The sequence below is a fragment of the Planktothrix sp. FACHB-1365 genome (assembly GCF_014697575.1).
In the GTDB taxonomy this organism is placed as follows: Bacteria; Cyanobacteriota; Cyanobacteriia; order Cyanobacteriales; family Microcoleaceae; genus Planktothrix.
The window spans coordinates 16,496-37,101 of the sequence record NZ_JACJSC010000044.1 but is presented as its reverse complement, the minus strand read 5'-3'; the positions used below and the strand labels follow the sequence as shown (position 1 = coordinate 37,101).

Sequence of the window (20,606 nt, the reverse complement as noted above, 5' to 3'; positions counted from 1 at the left end):
GATAAATAACTGTATTTCCATTCGTAATTTCGGTGAGGGGCGTTTGACGAGTAATACTACTAATGGTTGGTAGAGTTCCATCAACAGTATAAGTTTCACCTGTATTAAAGGCTGTGGTTAACGAGTTCCCAGCAATATCTTTAATGGTTGGAGTTGCTGAGGTATCGAGTCGTAATGTTCCGTTTCCACTAATATTATTGACGGTGACATTAACACTATTTCCTGTCGCAGCAGAAACATTAGCAATTGTACCGTTTACTGTTCCTGTTGAGGTAATGATAAAATCACTACTGTCTAAATCTTTTACTCCTTCACTAAAATTAACTTGATAAATAACTGTATTTCCATTCGTAATTTCAGTGAGGGGCGTTTGACGAATAATACTACTAATGGTTGGTGTGACTGCATCTATCTTAATGGCTGTGGTATCAGTCACATTTTTGAGGGTTAAATTAACGTTATTTCCCCCACTATCTTTAACAGTTGCATCCCCCGTTAAGGTTAACGCTGTTCCCATAACGAGGCCATTATTATCCTCTTTTCCTAAACCAATATTGTAACGGAAAATATGCTGAGTATTTGCTGCTCCTGTGCCCAATAACGTCGCATTAACAATTCCGCCTGTATCTAAAGTAACAGGAATACTAACATTTCCTGTACCTTTATTAATCGTGACAGGCTGAGTAAATTTTACCACAAAATCAAGGTTATCTCCAGCTTTTAAGGTAATCGCAGGAGGAGCTTGAACTTTACTAATTTCTACCGCAGAAGCAATCAATTCAAAAGGAAAGTTAAACGGATTTTCATCTCCATCATTATTACTAAAAGATAATTCTCCTGCGAGTGTTCCTATTTGATTAGGTGTGAGGGTAACATCAACAGTTGTACTAGCATTAGGAGCGAGTGTAGTGGTGGTAAAATTTCCTAATCCGGTGAAACCTGTTCCGCTAAAAGTTATCGGATTAGTTAATAATAAATCCCCTAATCCTGTATTTTTAATCGTGAAGGTTTTAGTGAGACTTCCTCCCAGGGATATCTGACCAAAATTAATAGCTGTTGAAGTTCCATCAATAATATTGCTAGTTCCGTCTAAGACTTCTATTTCTGGGGGAGCATATTCAAACGCACCAATATCAACAGTATTATTAGCAATTCGGGCAAATCCAACGCCTCGTTGGTCGGTTGTTAATTCGGTCGCATTAGTCGTATTTCCTGTATCAATTCCTGGGCTTCCTACTAACAAAGCATGGGTAAAACTTAAGCCGCCATTATCTTGTAAAGGGCCTAATTTAGCATCTAAAGGATTGCTGGCTGTTCCGACTAAACTACTGGCTGGAAATGTGGTTTCAACACCGCTATTATCTCCGATTAAATTTCCACCTCCATCTATCCAAGTTCCTCCCGCTATATCGGGATTTTTAATATCTGTTGATAAGTCTTGATTTCCGGCAATTAATGTGTTTTTAAGGGTGGTTTTTCCACTATCTTGAAAAATGGCTCCACCACTATCATAAGAGGTATTATTACTCGTATTATTACTCGTATTATTACTCGTATTAATATCGGCTTTGTTGTTTGTAAAGGTACTATTGGTAATGGATAAGTCGCCAACATTATAAATAGCACCGCCACTATCTTCTGCACTGTTACCGGAAAAGGTACTATTATTAATGGTAGCGGTACTGCTGTAGTAAATAAAAATTGCCCCACCGCCATATCCTCCCTCGCCTGTAACTTTGTTATTGGCAAAGGTACTATTATTAACGGTAAGATTGCCTAAGCTACTACTAACATAAATTGCTCCCCCCCGTCTGTCTGCTTCCCCATTACTGAAGCTGAGGTTATTGAGGGTGAGGTCACTATTGGAGGGAACATAAAAGAAACGGAAAGCAGGTGCTGTGGTGCTTCGTTCAATAATAGCCCCATTCCCGTTCAGGGTCAGTTTTCCGCCAACGCTTATATCCGCAGGAGTAGGTAAACCGTTAGCATTACTAGCAAAACCATCGGAGGTGTTGTTATCAACCGTTGTTAAGCTGTAGACTGCTTTTGTTAAATTAATAATATCGTCTTCTGGTGTGGTGTTAGCCGTGTTAATAGCTGTTTTTAGCCCATCAACGGTACTAACGTTATAAGTCCCTAATATGGCTGGATAATCAGTAATTTTTTCTTGATTAAACGGAAATGGAGTGGTAATTTTTCCTAAGATAACATCTAGGTTCCAACTTCCTCCCAAGGGAGTATAACCCACTTTTTGACGCGAAGCAGCCAGGTTGACTCCTAGATAGCGATGAAGACGGGACAGAAACTGACCATCATCCGATGCGAGTTCACAACTATAAATTAAAAAATCGGTATTTTCTGTAAAAGTTTGTCGCCAAGTTTTGAGTTGGGGCGCATATTTTTCAAGATTATTGACGTTTAAGGTGGTATTCCCTAAATGCAGTGTTCCTGAACTTCCATGGGTGAGCAGATGAACAGCTTTTAAATTTTTGTAGCCTGATAAAATATTGGTAATTTGTTGAATTCCATCTTCATTTTTGGAGAGGATGATAAAATCAACATTTTCACCCATCGCATCTAATAATTGGGAGATATTCGTAACGGATGAATCAATGATCAGTAATATATTATCCGTGAAAACTGAATTTAGGTCAAAATTAACGATATTCATGATCAATCCTTTATTTTCTATGACCTGAAAAGGTTCTGGTTTAGTCTGAATTGGTTGAAAAATTAGGGAGGTTTGTTAAGTGTAAAACCACCCCTCAGATGGAGGAGTCAAAAGATTATAGGAGATCGCATCCAGTTTAGGTGATGCTTGGAAAGGACAATCTCTAGGAATTTTATACAAGCCTTTGGGTTTTGTTAGAGAATATCCCCATTTACAATTCCTAACTTTAGTATAACTGACTGATTCTTTTTTTTTTGAAGCGTCGAAAATAATTACAAAACTTTACATTTAAAAAAATAGTAATTTTGTAACGGTGTTAAATTTCAGGGTTCCAAAACCTCTACATAACTTAGATGACTATTAAGAAGACTAGCCAGAGTCAATATTTTCCGGTAATCCTTGACTTTTTTCAGTTGTTCTATTAGAGTTGTTAATATATTTATTGTTGTAAAAAATGAGCCACTGCCTTTGATTTTATCAGGTAGCGATGTGTTCTTCTGTTGCGGTTTTTAATTCTTATGGAACTATCTAAAATGATCGAGATCGGCACGATTGTCGCGGCTCACGGGTTAAGAGGGGAAGTTCGAGTTTATCCCAATTCCGATTTCCCAGAACGGTTTATCGAACCGGGTCAGCGCTGGTTATTACCACCCGGACAAACCGAACCTAAACCTGTGGAGTTTTTGGGAGGCTATTTAATGCCCAGTAAGGGTATTTATGTCGTTGAAATCGAAGGCATTGAAGATCGAACTCAGGCAGAAGCATTACAAGGTTGTCCGTTGTTGATCACAGACCAAGATCGTCCCCATTTAGAAGAAGATGAATTTTATGTTTTAGATTTAATTGGCTTGGAGGTATTCGACCAAAGAAAAGCGGAAGTGATTGGAAAAGTCATAGATGTGATTTCGGCTGGAAATGATTTACTGGAAGTGGAGTTACATTCCCCAACCCCAAGCCAAGACACTCTCGTTACTGACCCCCTCCCAGAACAGATTCATCGCAAAACCAAAAAGAAACGTAAACCCAAACTCCTACCCACCGTTTTGATTCCCTTTGTCAAAGAAATCGTTCCAATTGTGGATTTAGACCAAAAACGGATTGAAATTATTCCCCCGCCTGGATTAATTGAGGAAACAGTTTAAGACCCCTCTGGATGGAACTTTGCTTCCTCATCTGATGCAATCACCATCACCCGTTGAATAAAGTGATAGGTGAAAAATAGCTGATTTCCTCTCCTAATTTTCAGAACTGTCTTTCTTGCAACTAACCTAATTTTGAGCAGAACGATACAATGCTGTGTGATAGACTCTAATCTTGCTGTCTGAGATCTTGCCATGACTGACCTAATTAACGATTCATTAGACAATCTACCCCGCGAGGTTAGGGTTAACCAACTTCGCAATTTGATTGAAACCCTGCATATTGCTGATGAAATTGCTACTAAAGGCTACTTAATCAGTAGTTCTGAACTGGCTGATCTCATGGATATTAACGCCAGTGCTGTGACCAGTCGAGGAGATAACTGGTCATGGCGCAATTGGGAAGTATCCAGAGTGCGGCGAGAAGGTAATCAAATTCTCTGGCAATTAGAACGAGTAGATTAACGGTTGGCTGACCGTTGATGGTTTATGATCAAGCGCTGATTTAGCGATGTTCTGCCCTGTTATAGCACTACGCTATAATGGGGCAAAATATTATTTTGATGCGATCGCCGTTTTTGTCTAAAAGATTCTGTTAACGATCACCCTATTTTAAAATTCTGTTTTTATGTATTTTCTCTAACACAGGACATAACTCCACAGCGTTAATTACCTTAGCTTGTCCAGCATTACTCAAAAAATTCCTTGTATTTATCAACTCACTAGCATTAAAAGAAAACGCCTCCCTACAATCAACGTAAGAATTATACTTCAGAAAACTATGCTCACTCGCCATAATTTAGGCCTCACAACATAGCAAATAATCTCTCTTCTGAATATAGTTATTAATTTTGGAATTGATCAGAAATCCATACGGAATTATCAAAGGTTTTGATGATATCTTCCACATTAATTATATCGTTCTCATCCGCAGATTCCCAGGCGCGATCATGACTTAACTCCGTAAGCTCTGCAAAAGACAAACTTCCATATTTTGTTGCTGAATATTCTAAGCATTCAAGATCAGACTCACTCAAAAAATCTTTTTTAGGCTCTCTCAACTTTTTGATGTTATGCTTATCAACTATCTTGAAAGCATTGAGAACCTGTTCAGATATTTCTTGCGAAGGCTGAAAGCTAGGAGACAAATCTCCACGCACTAATTTCAGTAAATCATAAATCTGACTGGGTACAGGGCCATGTTTCATGGCGTAATAGCTATCCCCAAAAATAAATCTCCCATATTTTTCTAAATGTTCCTTATCTGCAAAATATAAAACTTTAGAAACACGATGAATAGTTGGCTGAACCTTATTCTCTAATAACTCCAAAATGTAAAGAATAGACTCTATTCCTTTCTCAATATTAAAATCAAATTGGTATTCCATAACAGCCTTTTCCTAATTACACCAATAAACAGTGTATTTTTTCGGTATTTCTATTATAGCAATACCTAATGAATTTTTAGGTTTTAATTCTTTCCATAGGTTCTCCCTCGCCATTGAATTTGGGTCTGAGTTGCAGATATCCATAATCTTAATACCGCCACCGTATCAGCGAGGGGAGATAACCAAAATACCCAAGGCTGTTTAGCTTGGCTGAAATCATAGGATAACGAAATAGCAGCCGTTAATATTAACCGCAAAAATAGTAAAAAACCGTTTAATCCTAACAAGGTTGAGCTTAAAATTTCAGGTAAGGATAAAGTAGAAGCAAAGCATAAATTAATTAAAAATACAGGTAACGGTAAGGCTTGAACTGCTAATAAAATGAATAAATCTGACCACAATTGAGTTTTAGAACAAGCATCTTTAAGATCGAGCGATCGCCCCCAACCCTCCCAAGTATCTTTTAAGCCATCATACATCCTAACCGTTAATACATTAGCCCCATCTAAAAACCCAACTTTAAACCCGTGTTGGGCAATATTTCGAGCTAAGGTGACATCATCACAAAAGGAATTTTTAGCGCTCGAATATCCTCCCACTTTTTCTAATACCGAACGACGACATAAAAAACATTGACCATTTGCCATCACTCGTTCGGGTTTTTGGGGCGATAAATCCGGTGAACCAAACCGATATACTAATGTCATTAATAGGGCAGGTTGTAGCCACAATTCCCCCGGATATTTGAGAATAAATTTACAAGATAAAGATAATAAATCATATTGATTTGCGATCGCAGTTTTCACCACACTCGCCACTAAACCCGGTTGCGGTAAAGTATCCGCATCAATGCCTAAAATCCATTCACTTTTTTCAGAACTGTTTAAAAAACCCGTATTTAATGCCCAAGGACGACCTACCCAGTCTAACGGTAAAGGTTCATCTAAAATTAATCTAAATCTTGGATCAGATTCGGCAAATTGTTTAACAATATCCTGAGTACCATCTTGGGAATGACTATCAACAATTAAGATTTCTCGAACTTCATAACTTTGTCGGGTTAACCCTTCTAAACAAGGGGTTACTCGTGCCGCTTCATTCAAAGTCGGAACCACAATACTAACCGTTCCCAAGAGGTCTAAGGTAGGAGATTCAGGCTGTAAAGGAGGAACTCGAATCGCTCCTTTAAATAATCGAGATAAGATAATAATGGTGGCTGGAATTTGTAAGATTAATATTATTGAAAAAAACAATAAAACCCAGACCTTAATTTCGGAAAAATTAGCGATTGTTAATAAAATTGGATTCAACATTAAAAAAATTAGTTTGAAGTGAAGTTAAAGTTTTTTTGTAAGTATAAGGAAATTTTCAACATAAATCAAATAGGATTGTTGTAGGACTTTCCTCCCTGTTCCCAGTTAAGCTGTTCCCTGCTCCCTGCTATAAATAAAGATGGGCAAAGCCCATCCTACTTAAATCTTAATTGTTACTTTGCAGCAACTTCAACGGGAGAGGGATTAATATTGTCACTGGGTAATAAACTTTCCATCGTCTCTAAAGAGGGTTTAGCATTCCACCAGAAAATAAAAGCAGGAATGACCCCAAATAAAATACTTAAGGCCGTTGGAAATAGGAAACGAGCATCTAATTCAACAACGGTAATGGCTGCTCCAAAGAAGAAATTAGTCAAATAAACAATTAAAGGAACCGTTAATTGAGAGCGAGATAAAGCAATGGGAGTTCGCCGCCATAAAAACGCCCCAACGCTCATAAATACCAAGCCTGTTCCCATCCAACCGACTAAATTTCGATAGGGCATTCCAAAAAATTCACCGACTTCTTGAAATTGCCAAAAGGGAAAAGGAGCTTGACTCATGGCGGGGTCTAATACTAAATCCCAAGCGGTGAGTAATACAGCGCCTAATGCCAAAGCGGCTAATTGACGTCCCCAACGATCTCCCATTGTTAATTTTAAACCTGCACGGGCTAACAAATAGCAGGTTAACCCCATATAAAACCAAGATAACGGAATGGTGAAGGGAACTAACCCTGCAATTTTATAACCTAAACCACTCAAATATTGATAATGACCAAAGGGAAATCCGGTACTGGTTCCTAAAAGTTCACTAGATAAGGATAACAAGACCGATGGAATCATAAAAGCTAAGGTTGTTCCTAACCCTAACGTGCGATACCCATATAAAGCCAGTGTTGCCGCCCCAAACACAATATAGGTTATGCCTCCTGCTGTCATTCCCCAGGAGAACAATTTCATCCCCATCGGAGGTAAATTAGCGACGAGTTCAGGGTTGGGTAGAATAAACAATAACCCAGCTAGTCCAAACAGCGTTGACACAACGTGAGCCGTGAGGCAAAATCTTTCTGCAATTGACTTGTGCTTCATGGGACTCCTAGAGAAAGTATTAAGATACGCCAAGCGCTCTTCTGAATTTTACAAATCTTTAAATAAGAATATACCCTTTGGCGCTAGATCGGATGGAATCTGACCGTAAGATCCCGATAGCATAAGTCTTGCTAATAGTTTAGGGGAGTAAGCCGTTATTTTTGTAATTAAATTTAACAATTGTAGAAGATCCGGGCTGCGGTAGGATGAAAGTGCAAATCGGACATTTACAAGGGGAAGTGGTGTAATGGCAGCAGGTTTGAGCCTAGTAACAACAGCCGCATTCGTTTTACTGGGTTTAGGAACATTAGCCCTAGAAATTCAATATCGTCTGCGTCCAGGCAATAAACTAGAACTAACTCAAGGAGAGTGGAACCTGGATTTATCCGACTCCACCCATTATGTGTTGAGGGGGGAGATGGAATTCCGTAACCTCACCTCCAACCTAGAGATTATGTTGCCGGAAGTCACGGCTCAACTTAACCTGCTCTCTAAAGCGAGTTTAGATGGTATTAAACACACCATTAAAGTGATCCCTGCCCATCTGGATGCCCCCAGCCGAGAGGATAACTATTGGTTTGGGTATATTGTTAAAGTCAAAAAAAACACCCGGATTAAAGTCTTAGTCGAAATTGAAGGACAAGATCTCAGTGCCTTACAATCAGCTTGGGTGAAAGTCGATTATATTACCTACGGGCCAGAAGGACGCATCCCCAAAGTTCGTCACGTTGTCCTGCCTCTGAAATATCCAAACCCGACCCTGACCCCCAATAAACGAGTTGTAGAAGGGATAGCCGAAGTTTACCCCATCCGTACCCATTTATTAACCCATATTGATCATCCCGTTGAGGTGATTAAAAAATATGTACTTCCCCATGCTCAACCGGGGGATATTGTTACCTTGGGAGAAACCCCCGTCGCCTTAATGCAAGGGCGATTTTTCCACCCCACGCAAATTAAACCGGGATGGGTTGCTAAACGAGTTTGTTATTTCTTTATGCCCACCTCTAGTTTAGCCACAGCCTGTGGAATGCAAACTTTAGTCGATGTTGTTGGGCCAGCACGAGTATTATTTGCTATTGTGGTGGGAACCTTTGCCAAACTTTTAGGCAAACCCGGAGTATTTTATCAATTAGCCGGAGAACAAGCTCGACTGATTGACGATGTAACCGGAACTTTGCCACCCTATGATCAATTTATTGTCCTAGGGCCAGATGATCCCCAAAATGTAGTCAATACCCTACAACAAGAAACAGGGTTAGGGGCAGCAATTGTAGACGTCAACGATTTAAAAGCCGTTAAAATATTAGCAGCAAGCCCCGGTCTTTCTACGGCTTTGATCCAGAAAGCCTTAAGGAGTAATCCTGCCGGAAATGCCGACGAACAAACCCCCCTGGTGCTAATTCGCCCTTTATAAAATCAGTTATCAGTTATCAGTTATCAGTTATCAGTTATTGATAACTGATAACTGATCCTTTACCTGACTTGAACCCATGAATTTATTTTTATCCCAAAATCAAAATCAATTTAATATTCGCCCATTTCAATACCGCGATTTAGAAGCCATTGAACAGCTATATCGCCAAGCCAATGATCAAGCTAATTCTGATACAGGCTTAACCCAGGAGTTAGAACAATTGCGACGTTGGTATGGGTTGCTCAAATTTTTAAGCTGGTTTCCTAACCCCTGCCAAAATCTGTTTAACGCCTATATTGCTGAACAGTTTGGTCAACTATTAGGGATGATTAAAGTATCCCCCTTCAACACCAGTCGCAGTACCTGGCGCATTGAACGCATCTTTGTAGATCGGTTAAACAATCAAAGTAGTATTGGCTCACAACTATTACGGTATTGCTTTGAAACGTTGTGGGAAGCGCGAACTTGGCTATTAGAAGTCAATGTTAATGATAGCGGTTTGATGGCACTGTATCGACAAAATGGATTTCAACCCTTAGCTCACATGACCTATTGGGTTGTGGAACCGGAACTCCTACAAACCTTAGCCACCACTCAACCTGATTTACCCAACCTTCTCCCGGTCAGCAATGCGGATGCTCAACTGCTGTATCAGCTTGATACCGTTTCCATGCCTCCCCTGCTGCGACAGGTCTTTGATCGGCACATTTTAGATTTTAAAACCAGCTTTATCCAAGCCGTTGTGGATGCCATCAAACAATGGTTGAGCCATAGCGAACAAGTCAGTGGCTATGTATTTGAACCCCAACGTAAAGCAGCCATTGGTTATTTCCAAGTGCAGTTATCCCGTGATGGCTGTCAGCCGCACGTTGCGGAGTTAACGGTTCATCCTGCCTATACCTGGCTTTACCCCGAACTGTTATCCCAGATGGCCCATTTAGCCCAGGAATTTGGCCCCCAGTCCCTGAGATTAGCATCCGCCGACTATCAACCCGAACGAGAAGCTTATTTAGAAAAAATAGGAGCACAACGGGTAGAACATACTTTGTTAATGTCTCGCTCTGTTTGGCATAAATTACGGGAATCAAAATCTTCCTTAGAGGGGTTGCAATTATCCGATGTGTTACCCAGTTGGCAACCCGCCCATAAACCTGTACCCACCCGAATGTCCTGGTTAGGGCCAACAATTCAACATCCGTCCGCCACTCAAAAATCTGCTGCTGGGGATGGACTCTCAGAAGGGACAGAATTAGACCCTAAAAATCTAACTCAGAAGCCTTCAGATGTACCGTCTGATCCCCGTGAATAATGGAACAACAGACAAAATCCGCTTTTATTTCCGCTTTGGGATTAGATATTGGTCGCAAACGCATTGGCGTCGCAGGCTGTGACGGCACAGGCTTAATTGCCACTGGACTCACTACTATCCTGCGACGTTCTTTTTCTCAAGATATTGAGCAATTTCAAGAACTTGTTCAGCAACGACAGGTACAAGTTTTAGTGGTGGGGTTGCCTTACCATCTGAATGGTTCCTTGGGATCTCAAGCCAAACAGGTACAAAACTATGCTCAACGGTTAGCGAATGCCTTGAAGTTACCCCTAGAGTACATCGATGAACGGCTAACATCCTACCAAGCCGAACAACTGATGATTTCAGAAAATATTTCTCCCTCTCGCAACAAAAGCCTGATTGATCGCAAAGCCGCCTCCCTGATTTTGCAACAATGGTTAGACCAGAGGAGGACAAGGGGATGAGGGGACAAGGGGATGAGGGGACAAGGGGACAAGGGGAGAAGTGGGGAGAGAAGAGGAGTAGGGGAGAAGTGGGGAGAGAAGGGGAGTAGGGGGTTGGCGGTGGTGCTGCGTTAATAGTCAACCAATTTGATGATATCCTGGTGTTGAAAAGGGTTGAGCGTATCCCTTGGGAACTCCTCCCCAGTGCCGTTTAGTGCGGCTAAAAATAGTAACGTATAAATGATGCTCCCATCTAAATTTCCCAACGATAATGGACGTTCTGAGGAAGCCTACGTCACCCTGACCGATGATCAGGGGCGATCGCTGGTGTGCACCTTGCAATCCTCAATTCAGTTAGAAGGTCAAGAGTATGGATTGCTTCTTCCTGTGGACACGCCCATCGAAATCTTAACTTGGAATGACGAGGATGATGATGATGAATCTGCTGTTCCTGTAGAATCAGAAGCAGAAATTAACAAAATTTTTAAAACGGCTAAAGCTGTTTTAGCAGAACACAATTTAGATCTCAAACGCACAGGAATTACCCTAACTGTAGAAGGAGAATTACCGGATTTTCCTGAAGAAGGAGAATCTAATGCTGATCTCGATTCTTCTCAACCTGACCAAGAAGAATTTGAGGAACTCCTGTGGTTAGCTAGTTTCTATCACGAAGAGCAAGAATACGGAATTTATACCCCTGCCGATCCGTTTTTTATTCTAGCTAAAACCAATGAACAGGGAGAATATAAACAACTTTCCCCGGAAGAATTTCAAAAGTTAGAACCTTTGTTACCCTTGATTGAAGATCAACTTTTTGATGCGTTGGAGTAACCCATTCAGGTCTGTATCGACCCCTTAACAATAAATATCTCCTCAGAGGGAGATGGGCGGGGTTTCAGTACAAGGTAAAATCAAGTTTTGATTTGGGAGTGGCAATTTGGAAATTGCAAAAACAAAGCAAAAGAAACCTCAAAATAAACAAACCTTGAAAGGGTTTTCTAAAGGTTTTTTTTATCTTCTCATCCTACCGATGATCTGGGGATTCTTCGGATGGCAAGGTTGGATGTGGTGGAGTTGGGCCAGTGCGGCTCCTCAAAGTGAAGAACAGGTGAGATCCTCCAGTGGGAGTGGAAACAGTGTGAAAATCCTGATTCCCCCTGGAACATCAAGCCAGCAAATTGGGGAAGATTTGAAAGCAGCCGGATTAATTCGTTCCGATTTGGCTTGGAGACTGTGGGCACGGTGGTTAATCTTCAAAGATCCTCAAGGAGATTTTAAAGCCGGAAGCTATTCTCTGGCTCCAACTCAATCCTTGAGTGAAGTTGCTGCTAAAATCTGGAATGGGGAAGTGATGACGCTTAGTTTCACGATTCCAGAAGGCTGGTCAATTCAACAAATGGCGGAATATTTTGAACAACAAGGATTTTTCTCGGCGGAGGAATTTATCACAGCAAGTCGTCAAATTCCCTATCAAGATTATCCTTGGCTCCCTCAAAATTTACCCTTACTAGAAGGTTTTTTGTTTCCCGATACTTATCAAGTGGAATCGGCTGAAGTCACACCCCAAGGCATCATTCGCCAGATGTTAAATCGGTTTCAAGAATCGGCTTTACCGATCTATCAACAAGCAAAATCCCAACTGAATTTGGATTTGAATGAATGGGTGACACTGGCGAGTATTGTGGAGAAAGAAGCCGTTGTCGCTGAAGAACGAAATCGCATTTCCGGGGTGTTTCACAACCGTTTGCAAAAAGGAATTCAACTCGCTTCTGATCCGACGGTAGAATATGCTTTGGGAATTCGTCAAACTGTTGATCAACCCCTAACCTTTAAACAGGTGGAAACGCCGTCTCCCTACAATACTTATATTAATGTGGGTTTACCGCCAACGGCGATCGCCAGTCCGGGTTTAGCGAGTTTAAAAGCAACACTCAACCCTGAAAAAACGGATTATCTCTACTTTATGGCGCGTTACGACGGAACCCATATTTTCAGCCGGACAGAAGCGGAACATCAAGCAGCAATTGCTGAAGTTGAACGCAATCTTTCTTCTCAATAATAGAGTTGATTTTGCCAAATTCAACCTGCTCTTTTTAGAAAAACACTAACTGTTTTTTAATCTATCTCCTGACTCTAAAAGAACGTGCGCTCTGGTTATTATTTTTATACTCCCAAACTTAAGTTTTTAGCCAAAACAAAAAGCCTCTATTGGGCAATCTTGTTTGGGTTATCTACTGTTTCACCAGTTGTGCAGAATTCTTTAATTCCGTTATCCTCTGGTCAAATTCCAGTTCTTCACTCTCAGCAGACTCCTACTCCCCCATCTGCTTTGATTCCTTGGGGTTGGGATGCGGGCTTAAAAATTCGCAGAGTGGCGGGATATTATCCTGATAGTCCTGTTTACTTTGAGCGTTGTCCTGATGGTATTGGTGGCAAATGTTACGGTGCTATTGGTAATCGGGGTGGATTTTATACCCTAGCCTATGGTTCATTTAGTCACAAGGAAAAAGTAGGGCCAACGGGAAAGTTAAGTTGTATTCCCAATGAAGCTGAAAATCCCAACGCCCCGACCAATCGAATTTTAATGGAAGCTAACCCGTCTGAACCCGTTGGCACTCCTCCGGTTCAAGGTCGCTGTCCTTACTTTTTTTACTGGAGAAATCACGGTGTCGGGGGTAGTCCCTCCGCTTATCTAATCAATGACAGTTTAAGTTTGTCTCAAATTCCTGCTGGTTATGGGAGTTTTTATATTGGACTGCAAGAAAACCTGAAAACCTATCGGGGGACTTATGGGGGATTAGATCACCGAAATCGAGCTACAACTCCCTTGTATGAGTGGGTAGATGGTGTACGTTTAAAACTACGAGCTAAGGTGTGCTTTGGCGATAAATCGTCGGACTTATACCGCAAAATCCGGGTACATACGGATATGACCTTTTATAATTTACAACATCATCAAGGATTTGGCGTATCGGTTAATTTAATGGATTATGGGGTTCATGAGGGTAAACCTTCAACATTACCCGAATTACTTCGTGAGCCAAAAGTGCTGGAATATTCTTTAGCTCAACTTCATGTGAGTGGGGAATTATGGAATGTGACACCGAAGGATTTAAAGTTTACGGTGGATCGATCTTCAGATTGTAATTTACCTTTAGAAAATATACCGTTTCAGGATGTTTATGTGCCCTTCAAAACCATTTTTGAACGGTTAATTGCGGAAGGCAAAATTGATCCCCGTTTAACAAAAGGCGCAATTCTTTCCAGTACGATTGTAGTCGGCTTAGAACAGTGGGGACGAAATCGCGCGGAGGTGGAAATTTCTGATCGCAGCTTGATGATTGCTCTGCCCCCTACAGCCTCTAACGAAAACTCTTTTAGGGAGGATGCCGCCAAGTCACCTCGTTTTCGGCTAAAATCAAGGGGCTAAAATTTTATAATTATTATGTCTTGGGGGAAACTCTTACAACCTGATTTAGTTTTGGGAGATTGCGTTGTCCATTTGACACCGGATCTATTAGAACAGCACCAAATTAAAGGAATGGTGCTAGATGTTGATGAAACCTTAGTTCCGATTACGGAAAAGTCCGTGTCTGAACATCTTAAAGGTTGGATCGATACCCTCAAACCTCAGACTTGTCTATGGTTGGTGAGTAACAATATTAGCCAAGCTCGGATTGGTAGTATTGCTGAAACGTTGAATTTGCCCTACATTAGTGGCGCTGGTAAACCCTCTCGTCGGAAACTCAAGCGAGCCGTTGAAGCGATGGATTTACCCGTAGAACAGGTGGCTATGGTGGGCGATCGCTTATTTACAGATGTTTTGGCGGGAAACCGTTTAGGAATGTTTACAATCCTGGTGGAGCCGATGGTTGATCCCACCATGATGCCTCCAGCTAATTCTGTTCGTAATATTGAAGTGTGGCTCTCCAAAATGCTAGGAGCAACCCTGCACTGATTAAAACCGCAATCGGTTTTTTCTGTAACGAAAATAACTTGAAATCTAAAGAAAAGATTATGAAATTTCAACGGGTTAAAGTTTTATGGGATCATAATAATGATTTAATAACAAATCGGGTCAGCTTATATAAAGACCCTCAGTATACCAATCCTTAAATTCTGTTGTAAAACGCCAGCCTTCCCTGCTTTGGGGGGGTTGGCGTTTTACGGTGAGTCATTAACCGTCAACCGTCAACCGTCAACTGTCAACTGTCAACATCCTTTATGTCTCAAACCCTTGTTATCAAAATTGGTACATCGAGTTTAACCCAGGCGACCACAGGACATTTAGCGTTATCGACGTTGGCGACGTTAGTAGAAACCTTGGCCCGGTTACGGCATCAGGGGTATCGAGTGGTTTTAGTTTCTTCCGGTGCGGTGGGAGTGGGACGTGATCGCTTAGGATTAACGGAACGTCCTCGCACCATTGCTTTAAAACAAGCGGTAGCCGCCGTGGGTCAAGGTCGGTTGATGCGGGTTTATGATGATTTATTTAGTTCCCTCCAACAACCCATTGCTCAAGTTTTGCTGACACGGGGAGATTTAGTTCAACGTAACGGTTATGTGAATGTTTATAATACGTTTCAACAATTGTTAAAATTAGGGGTAATTCCCATTGTTAATGAAAATGATACCGTTGCCGTTGATGAACTAAAATTTGGGGATAATGATACTCTTTCGGCATTAGTTGCGAGTTTAGTAGAGGCAGATTGGTTATTTTTATTAACAGATGTTGATCAATTATATTCAGCCGACCCGCGTGAAAATCCCAACGCTCAACCGATTAGTTTAATCACGAGCATGGAACAATTAGAAGAATTTCAAGTGCAAACGGGAGATTCTCGCAGTGGATGGGGAACGGGAGGGATGATTACAAAAATTGAAGCGGCGCGAATTGCTACTGGATCAGGGGTGAGAACCGTTATTACAGAGGGAAAATACCCCCAAAATTTAGAAAAAATTCTGCAAGGGGAAGCCATTGGAACTCAATTTGAACCTCAAATTCGACCTGTTAATGCTCGAAAACATTGGATTTCTAATGTATTAATTCCAATGGGCAAACTTTATTTAGATGCAGGAGCAGTAAAAGCGATTTCTCAAGGAGGAAAATCTTTATTAGCGGCAGGAATTACAAAAATTGAAGGTGAGTTCACGGTTCAGGATTCGGTACAAATTTGTGATTTAGCAGGACAAGAAATTGCCAGAGGTTTAGTTAATTATAATAGTGGAGAATTGCAAAAAATCAAGGGTTTACATTCGGATAAAATCCCTGAGATTTTAGGGTATGAAGGTGCAGAAACTGTGGTTCATCGAGATAACTTAGTGATCAGGGGACAGGGAACAACTTAACGGGGAACAGAGGGCGAAAGAAAATAGGAATAGGAATATGTCAAAATATGAGCAAATCTATGCCATTGTCTCTCAAATTCCTAGGGGAAAAGTTGCGACCTATGGACAGATTGCAGAACTCGCTAACTTAGGTCAGCAGGCGCGTTTAGTCGGTTATGCTTTGTACAAAATTCCTTTAGAAACTTCCGATATTCCTTGGCATCGAGTTATTAATGCAAAAGGAGAAATTTCCCATTCCTTGTGGCGTAAAGGTACAGATTATCTTCAGCGATCGCTTTTAGAAGCAGAAGGAATTCAATTTAACGCTCAAAATAAAATTAATCTTTCTAAGTATCTTTGGAGGCCTCAAATCTGGGACATCTAAACTCGAAGATTGTCCAAAACCTGGGAATGAATTGAAGGGTCAGAGCCACTACAGACTAGGGCGTGTTCAATTGTAGCCAAAATTGTAGCCTAACTTCAATCTAAAGTAGGACATCAAAATTTTGCTGATCAAAGAAAACCGAATCTATACCTATAGAGTATTGTGTATCCTAATTTTTTATGCTACTTCTCCAACGGTAACAACGGGAGGGTTGAAAATTTCCCCTTAGCTGTTCTTCTGGCTAAATTTTTGATACAGTTCTAGGGTAAAACGCTAAACTTAGGGAAAAAACTCAACTATAATTCCTGATTGGCAAATTCTCCCGACTATAAAGATTGATGAGGACGTAAACATGGCTGAAATCACGAAAGAAGAAATGCGAGAGCGTTTAGGCAATATCGACCAAATCCGTGATATTATATTTGGATCTCAACTCCGAGACTATAATAGTCGGTTTGAAAAGATGGAGTCTGATCTCGCAACTCTGCAACAAGATATCCAAGATCGTGTTGAACAACTGAAAACGGTTTTAACGTCAGAAATCAAGTCCTCCGTAGAAAATTTAGACAAAAAAATCAAAATTCTGACCTTAAATTCCCAGGAAGAATTAACAGATCTGCGACAACAAACCGATCGGCTCAACCGCAAATTTTCCAGCAGTATTGAAGCCTTGGATGAAGCTTTAGATCAACAAACCAATTCTCTACGTGAAGAATTAGGACAAACTCGTGATCAGTTACAAGAGGAGGTTCGCAATCTTAAAAACCAAGTATTAGAAGAACTGGATCGACGCTTTTCTCTATTAACAGAAGTCAAAGTCTCCCGTGATGATATGGCTGAAGTGCTATTTGAAGTTGGGATGAGATTAAAAGGAACTGAATTTGTCCCAGCGATCAAACAAGCCGCTGATGAGCAAACCAATGGAGGTTTTGCACTTCCTGAACATCACCACTTTTAAATTCTAAATTCGGTCAAAACTATGACCTCTTCTCAGGATAATTTAAGCTCTATTGATCAACAACAGGGGATAACCTCTCAACAGAATTCATCCGATGGAGTTGAGGGTGATCCCCTAGCATCGTTGATCAATTTATTACTCGATTTAAACCTGAGTCATGAGTCTAAATCTCCTCCTCCTCCCTCAAGATTACCCCTATATCCAGAACCATTCCCCACCCCCCCCTTAACGGTTGATTCTGTAGCCTCTGAGCCTGAGTTTCCTAACTCAAATCCATCGATTCATCCTGTGCCTTTTCAACCTTCAACGCTAGAAGATGATGGGATTTTGCGACTCCTGCCCTTATTGGAAAAACCTCCTTCTACGGCGATGGACGTTGACTATTCCGTAAGCAAAATAGAAGAGAATTTCCCTTCAATTCCTTCCTCGATACCCTCTCAAAATTTAGAAGTTTCTGTTGAGCTAAAATCAACCGAGGAAACTCCTGAAATTGTGTCATCTAATCGGGAGCAAATTGAAGAGGATGATCCCTCTGATCTTTTGGATTTAAAAGCTCTTGAACCTTTATTAAAAGCCTTTAATTTAGATCAACCTTCGCTTCAACGTAATCCCCAAAATACGGAATTAAAAGTATCTAATCCCTCACCCATCAAAAAAGCTTCTAATCCTGATGATCCCTTAGAGCAATTACAAGAGTTAATGTTTGGCTCTAACTTAACGGATGATTTAGAAGAGTTGAAAAATCAATTATTAGGATCGGAATTGCCAGAAGTGCGAGAACTGGTAGACCGGATTACACAGCAACTCAATCGCATTGAAATGCAAATTTATGAACCTCAAAAATTAATTGAACTGTTGCTTCCCACCATTGGTCAACTCTTAAATTTAAAAGTTAATGAATCTAAAGAGGAGCTTATTCAAGCTTTTATTCCGATTATTGATGAAGTGATTCGAGGAAAAGGTCAAACGGATCGAATGGCGATGAGTGCTGCTATTGCGGATTTAATTCCTGAAGCCATTAAAAAACAAATTCGGGATTCTCCTAAAGAAATTGCTCAAGCCATTGGGCCAGAAATTGGGGCTGCGATTCGAGAACAAATTAAAATTGATCGCAATGAAATTGCCGAAGCTTTAGCACCTACCATTGGACGCACGATTAAAGAACAAGTTAGTTTAGAACGAGATTCAATGGTGGATGCGTTGTATCCGGTGATTGGGAGTACGATTAGCCGCTATTTAGGGGAAGCCATTAAAGATATTAATGACAAAGTGAATAGTGCTTTGAGTATGCAAGGAATCAAACGGAAAATTCAATCAAAAGTTCAAGGGGTATCGGAAGCAGAACTGATTTTAAAGGAAGTGAGTAATTTTATCGTGCAAGCGGTATTTTTAATTCACAAAGGCTCTGGTTTAGTCATTGCTCAAATGCAACAACCCGATCAACAACTTGAAGCCGAAATGATCGGTGGAATGTTAACGGCAATTCGCAGTTTTGTGAATGATTGCATTGTGCAAACGGGTGAAGTTTCAGAACTGAATGAAATTGAGTATGGGGATTCTAAAATTATTATCGAAGTCGCTGGATATTGTTATTTAGCAATTGTAGTAAAAGGAGAACCCCCCAAAGAATTTATTAAAAAAATCCGCCAAACGATGACGACTTTAATTGTCAAATATAGTCAGCCGATTGAAGAGTTTGAAGGCGATCCCGACTCAATTCCTGATGGAATTCCGTGCCAGCTTGAAGCTTTAATGCGGTTTGGAACTGATATAAAAGTTTATCAAAAGCCAACCACTCTTTTAATGGGCGGCGCAGTGGTACTAAGTTTGATTTTAATTTCTTTTGGAATTTATCAATACCGCCAGATGAATTTGCGCCAATTAGAAGCTACATTAACGAAAAAATTAGGATCAGAACCTGAGTTGGCGATTTATCCTTTATCTGTTCAAGTGCAGGGAAAAACACTAGAATTAGAAGGGAAAGTTCCAACGGCTAGATTGAAAGATAAAGCGAAAGCGATCGCTCAACAAACGGCTCCTAATTTTCAAATTGAAAATCGAATTATTGCGGTTAAAATTCCTCCCGATCCGGTTAAAATTGCCAGGGAAGTTAAGCAAATGACAACGCTGCTCAATCAAATCAGTGGGATTTCTATTTCGGCTGATTATCAAAGATCTCAAGTTACTTTGAAAGGAAAAGTAATTAAAGCTGAAGATATCCAGAAAATCACCCAAGCATTTGAGAAAATTGAGGGGGTGGATTCTGTGGTTGCCAATCTGGTTGTACAACCTCTTCCGATTCCGACTCGGATTTATTTTAAGGTTAATTCGGCGGAATTAATCTTGAAGGATTTACTCGGTAAACTTGTCCCTCTGGCTCAATATTTAAAGCGATACCCCGATCTCAAATTACGAATTATTGGTTATAGTCATCAACAGGAAAACGCGGGTAAAAATAATCAGTTAGCCGTAAAACGGGCACAAACCGTTCAAAATATTTTGGAGGATTTAGGGATTGATCGACGACGGCTGGAAGCGGTCGGAAAAACCGAATATCCTGGGGGAGTAGATGAGAATCAGGAGCCTTGGTTGAGTCAAACCGTTTTGTTTGAGATAATACCTTTAGAAGTTCAAGAGCATAAACCTTTAAAACCATGATTTCTAAAAAAATTTGCTTAGTCGGTGATTTTGGAGTTGGAAAAACCAGTTTGATTCGGAGATTTGTGGATCGTCAATTTAGTGATCAATATTTGTCTACGGTGGGAGTTAAAATTTCTCGCAAAGCTGTTGATCTCGCAGTCCTGAATCCTGAAAAAACGGGAACTGTGCAATTGTTAATTTGGGATATTGAAGGCCATACTAAATTTAAAGCGATCGCCCCCAGTTATTTACAAGGAGCAAGCGGTACGGTCATTGTTGCAGATGTGACCCGTCAGGAAACGGTAGAACGGCTCTCGGAACATATTGACTTATTTTTATCAGTCAATCCGAAAGGATTTATGGTCATTGCGTTTAATAAAATGGATTTGGTTGACTCAACTGAACTGGAACGAATTGTTAAACTCGCTCCTGATTTTAAGCAATGTGGACAAATTTTAGCCACCTATCAAACCTCCGCCAAAACCGGGGATCATGTTGATACGATTTTCCACCAACTTTCTCAAAAATTTCTATCTTGATAA

General features: G+C 40.6%; 18 protein-coding genes. 14 read left to right on the top strand and 4 right to left on the bottom strand.

What is annotated here, in order from left to right:
* On the bottom strand, positions 1 to 2,671 hold a 2,671-nt coding region (locus tag H6G57_RS27055; protein WP_190524660.1), incomplete at its 3' end, for a DUF4347 domain-containing protein.
* 533 nt (positions 2,672 to 3,204) lie between these two features.
* Here H6G57_RS27055 and rimM point away from each other — a divergent pair.
* Together rimM and H6G57_RS27045 are read left to right on the top strand one after the other, a co-directional pair.
* On the top strand, positions 3,205 to 3,813 hold the full coding sequence (gene rimM, locus H6G57_RS27050; protein WP_242049105.1) for a ribosome maturation factor RimM: 609 nt from the start codon (positions 3,205 to 3,207) through the stop codon (positions 3,811 to 3,813).
* Positions 3,814 to 4,005: 192 nt separating this feature from the next.
* The gene (locus H6G57_RS27045; RefSeq protein ID WP_190524655.1) at positions 4,006 to 4,275 is read left to right on the top strand and encodes a hypothetical protein; all 270 of its coding nucleotides are present in this window, start codon (positions 4,006 to 4,008) and stop codon (positions 4,273 to 4,275) included.
* 380 nt (positions 4,276 to 4,655) lie between these two features.
* Here H6G57_RS27045 and H6G57_RS27040 read toward each other — a convergent pair whose 3' ends face one another.
* The 3 genes from H6G57_RS27040 to cruF form a co-directional block, all read right to left on the bottom strand.
* The gene (locus H6G57_RS27040) at positions 4,656 to 5,198 is read right to left on the bottom strand and encodes a Panacea domain-containing protein (protein ID WP_190524653.1); all 543 of its coding nucleotides are present in this window, start codon (positions 5,196 to 5,198) and stop codon (positions 4,656 to 4,658) included.
* 83 nt (positions 5,199 to 5,281) lie between these two features.
* Positions 5,282 to 6,511: a 2'-O-glycosyltransferase CruG gene (cruG, locus tag H6G57_RS27035; RefSeq protein ID WP_190524651.1), complete on the bottom strand. Its 1,230-nt coding sequence runs from the start codon at positions 6,509 to 6,511 to the stop codon at positions 5,282 to 5,284.
* 173 nt (positions 6,512 to 6,684) lie between these two features.
* Complete coding sequence (gene cruF, locus H6G57_RS27030; protein WP_190524649.1) at positions 6,685 to 7,602, bottom strand: gamma-carotene 1'-hydroxylase CruF; 918 nt, start codon at positions 7,600 to 7,602, stop codon at positions 6,685 to 6,687.
* Positions 7,603 to 7,849: 247 nt separating this feature from the next.
* On the opposite strand from cruF, the gene H6G57_RS27025 reads away from it, so the two are divergent.
* The 12 genes from H6G57_RS27025 to H6G57_RS26970 all read left to right on the top strand — a co-directional run bounded on the left by H6G57_RS27025 (position 7,850) and on the right by H6G57_RS26970 (position 20,603).
* Positions 7,850 to 9,019 (top strand): F420-0:Gamma-glutamyl ligase, encoded by a 1,170-nt coding sequence (locus H6G57_RS27025; RefSeq protein ID WP_190524647.1) that lies wholly within the window; start codon positions 7,850 to 7,852, stop codon positions 9,017 to 9,019.
* Between the two features lie 76 nt (positions 9,020 to 9,095).
* Entirely contained in the window at positions 9,096 to 10,328 is a 1,233-nt protein-coding gene (locus H6G57_RS27020; RefSeq protein WP_190524645.1) for a GNAT family N-acetyltransferase, read from the top strand.
* Entirely contained in the window at positions 10,328 to 10,774 is a 447-nt protein-coding gene (gene ruvX / locus H6G57_RS27015) for a Holliday junction resolvase RuvX (protein ID WP_190524643.1), read from the top strand. The genes H6G57_RS27020 and ruvX overlap by 1 nt, the downstream gene beginning before the upstream one ends.
* A 222-nt stretch (positions 10,775 to 10,996) precedes the next feature.
* Positions 10,997 to 11,584 (top strand): DUF3727 domain-containing protein, encoded by a 588-nt coding sequence (locus tag H6G57_RS27010; RefSeq protein WP_190524640.1) that lies wholly within the window; start codon positions 10,997 to 10,999, stop codon positions 11,582 to 11,584.
* Positions 11,585 to 11,738: 154 nt separating this feature from the next.
* Positions 11,739 to 12,812, top strand: a complete 1,074-nt coding sequence (mltG, locus tag H6G57_RS27005; protein ID WP_190524662.1) for an endolytic transglycosylase MltG — start codon at positions 11,739 to 11,741, stop codon at positions 12,810 to 12,812.
* 189 nt (positions 12,813 to 13,001) lie between these two features.
* Positions 13,002 to 14,183 carry a hypothetical protein gene (locus H6G57_RS27000; RefSeq protein WP_190524638.1) on the top strand — a complete coding sequence of 394 codons (1,182 nt, stop codon included), beginning with the start codon at positions 13,002 to 13,004 and terminating at the stop codon, positions 14,181 to 14,183.
* Positions 14,184 to 14,198: 15 nt separating this feature from the next.
* On the top strand, positions 14,199 to 14,711 hold the full coding sequence (locus H6G57_RS26995) for a YqeG family HAD IIIA-type phosphatase (protein ID WP_190524637.1): 513 nt from the start codon (positions 14,199 to 14,201) through the stop codon (positions 14,709 to 14,711).
* A gap of 266 nt (positions 14,712 to 14,977) precedes the next feature.
* Complete coding sequence (proB, locus tag H6G57_RS26990; RefSeq protein WP_190524635.1) at positions 14,978 to 16,102, top strand: glutamate 5-kinase; 1,125 nt, start codon at positions 14,978 to 14,980, stop codon at positions 16,100 to 16,102.
* Between the two features lie 37 nt (positions 16,103 to 16,139).
* A complete protein-coding gene (locus H6G57_RS26985; protein WP_190524633.1) occupies positions 16,140 to 16,466 on the top strand; it encodes an MGMT family protein in 327 nt (108 codons plus the stop codon).
* Between the two features lie 352 nt (positions 16,467 to 16,818).
* Positions 16,819 to 17,424 (top strand): hypothetical protein, encoded by a 606-nt coding sequence (locus H6G57_RS26980; RefSeq protein ID WP_190524630.1) that lies wholly within the window; start codon positions 16,819 to 16,821, stop codon positions 17,422 to 17,424.
* Between the two features lie 21 nt (positions 17,425 to 17,445).
* Positions 17,446 to 20,082: a BON domain-containing protein gene (locus tag H6G57_RS26975; protein ID WP_190524629.1), complete on the top strand. Its 2,637-nt coding sequence runs from the start codon at positions 17,446 to 17,448 to the stop codon at positions 20,080 to 20,082.
* Positions 20,079 to 20,603, top strand: a complete 525-nt coding sequence (locus H6G57_RS26970; RefSeq protein WP_190524627.1) for a Rab family GTPase — start codon at positions 20,079 to 20,081, stop codon at positions 20,601 to 20,603. The genes H6G57_RS26975 and H6G57_RS26970 overlap by 4 nt, the downstream gene beginning before the upstream one ends.
* The last annotated feature ends 3 nt before the right edge of the window (positions 20,604 to 20,606 follow it).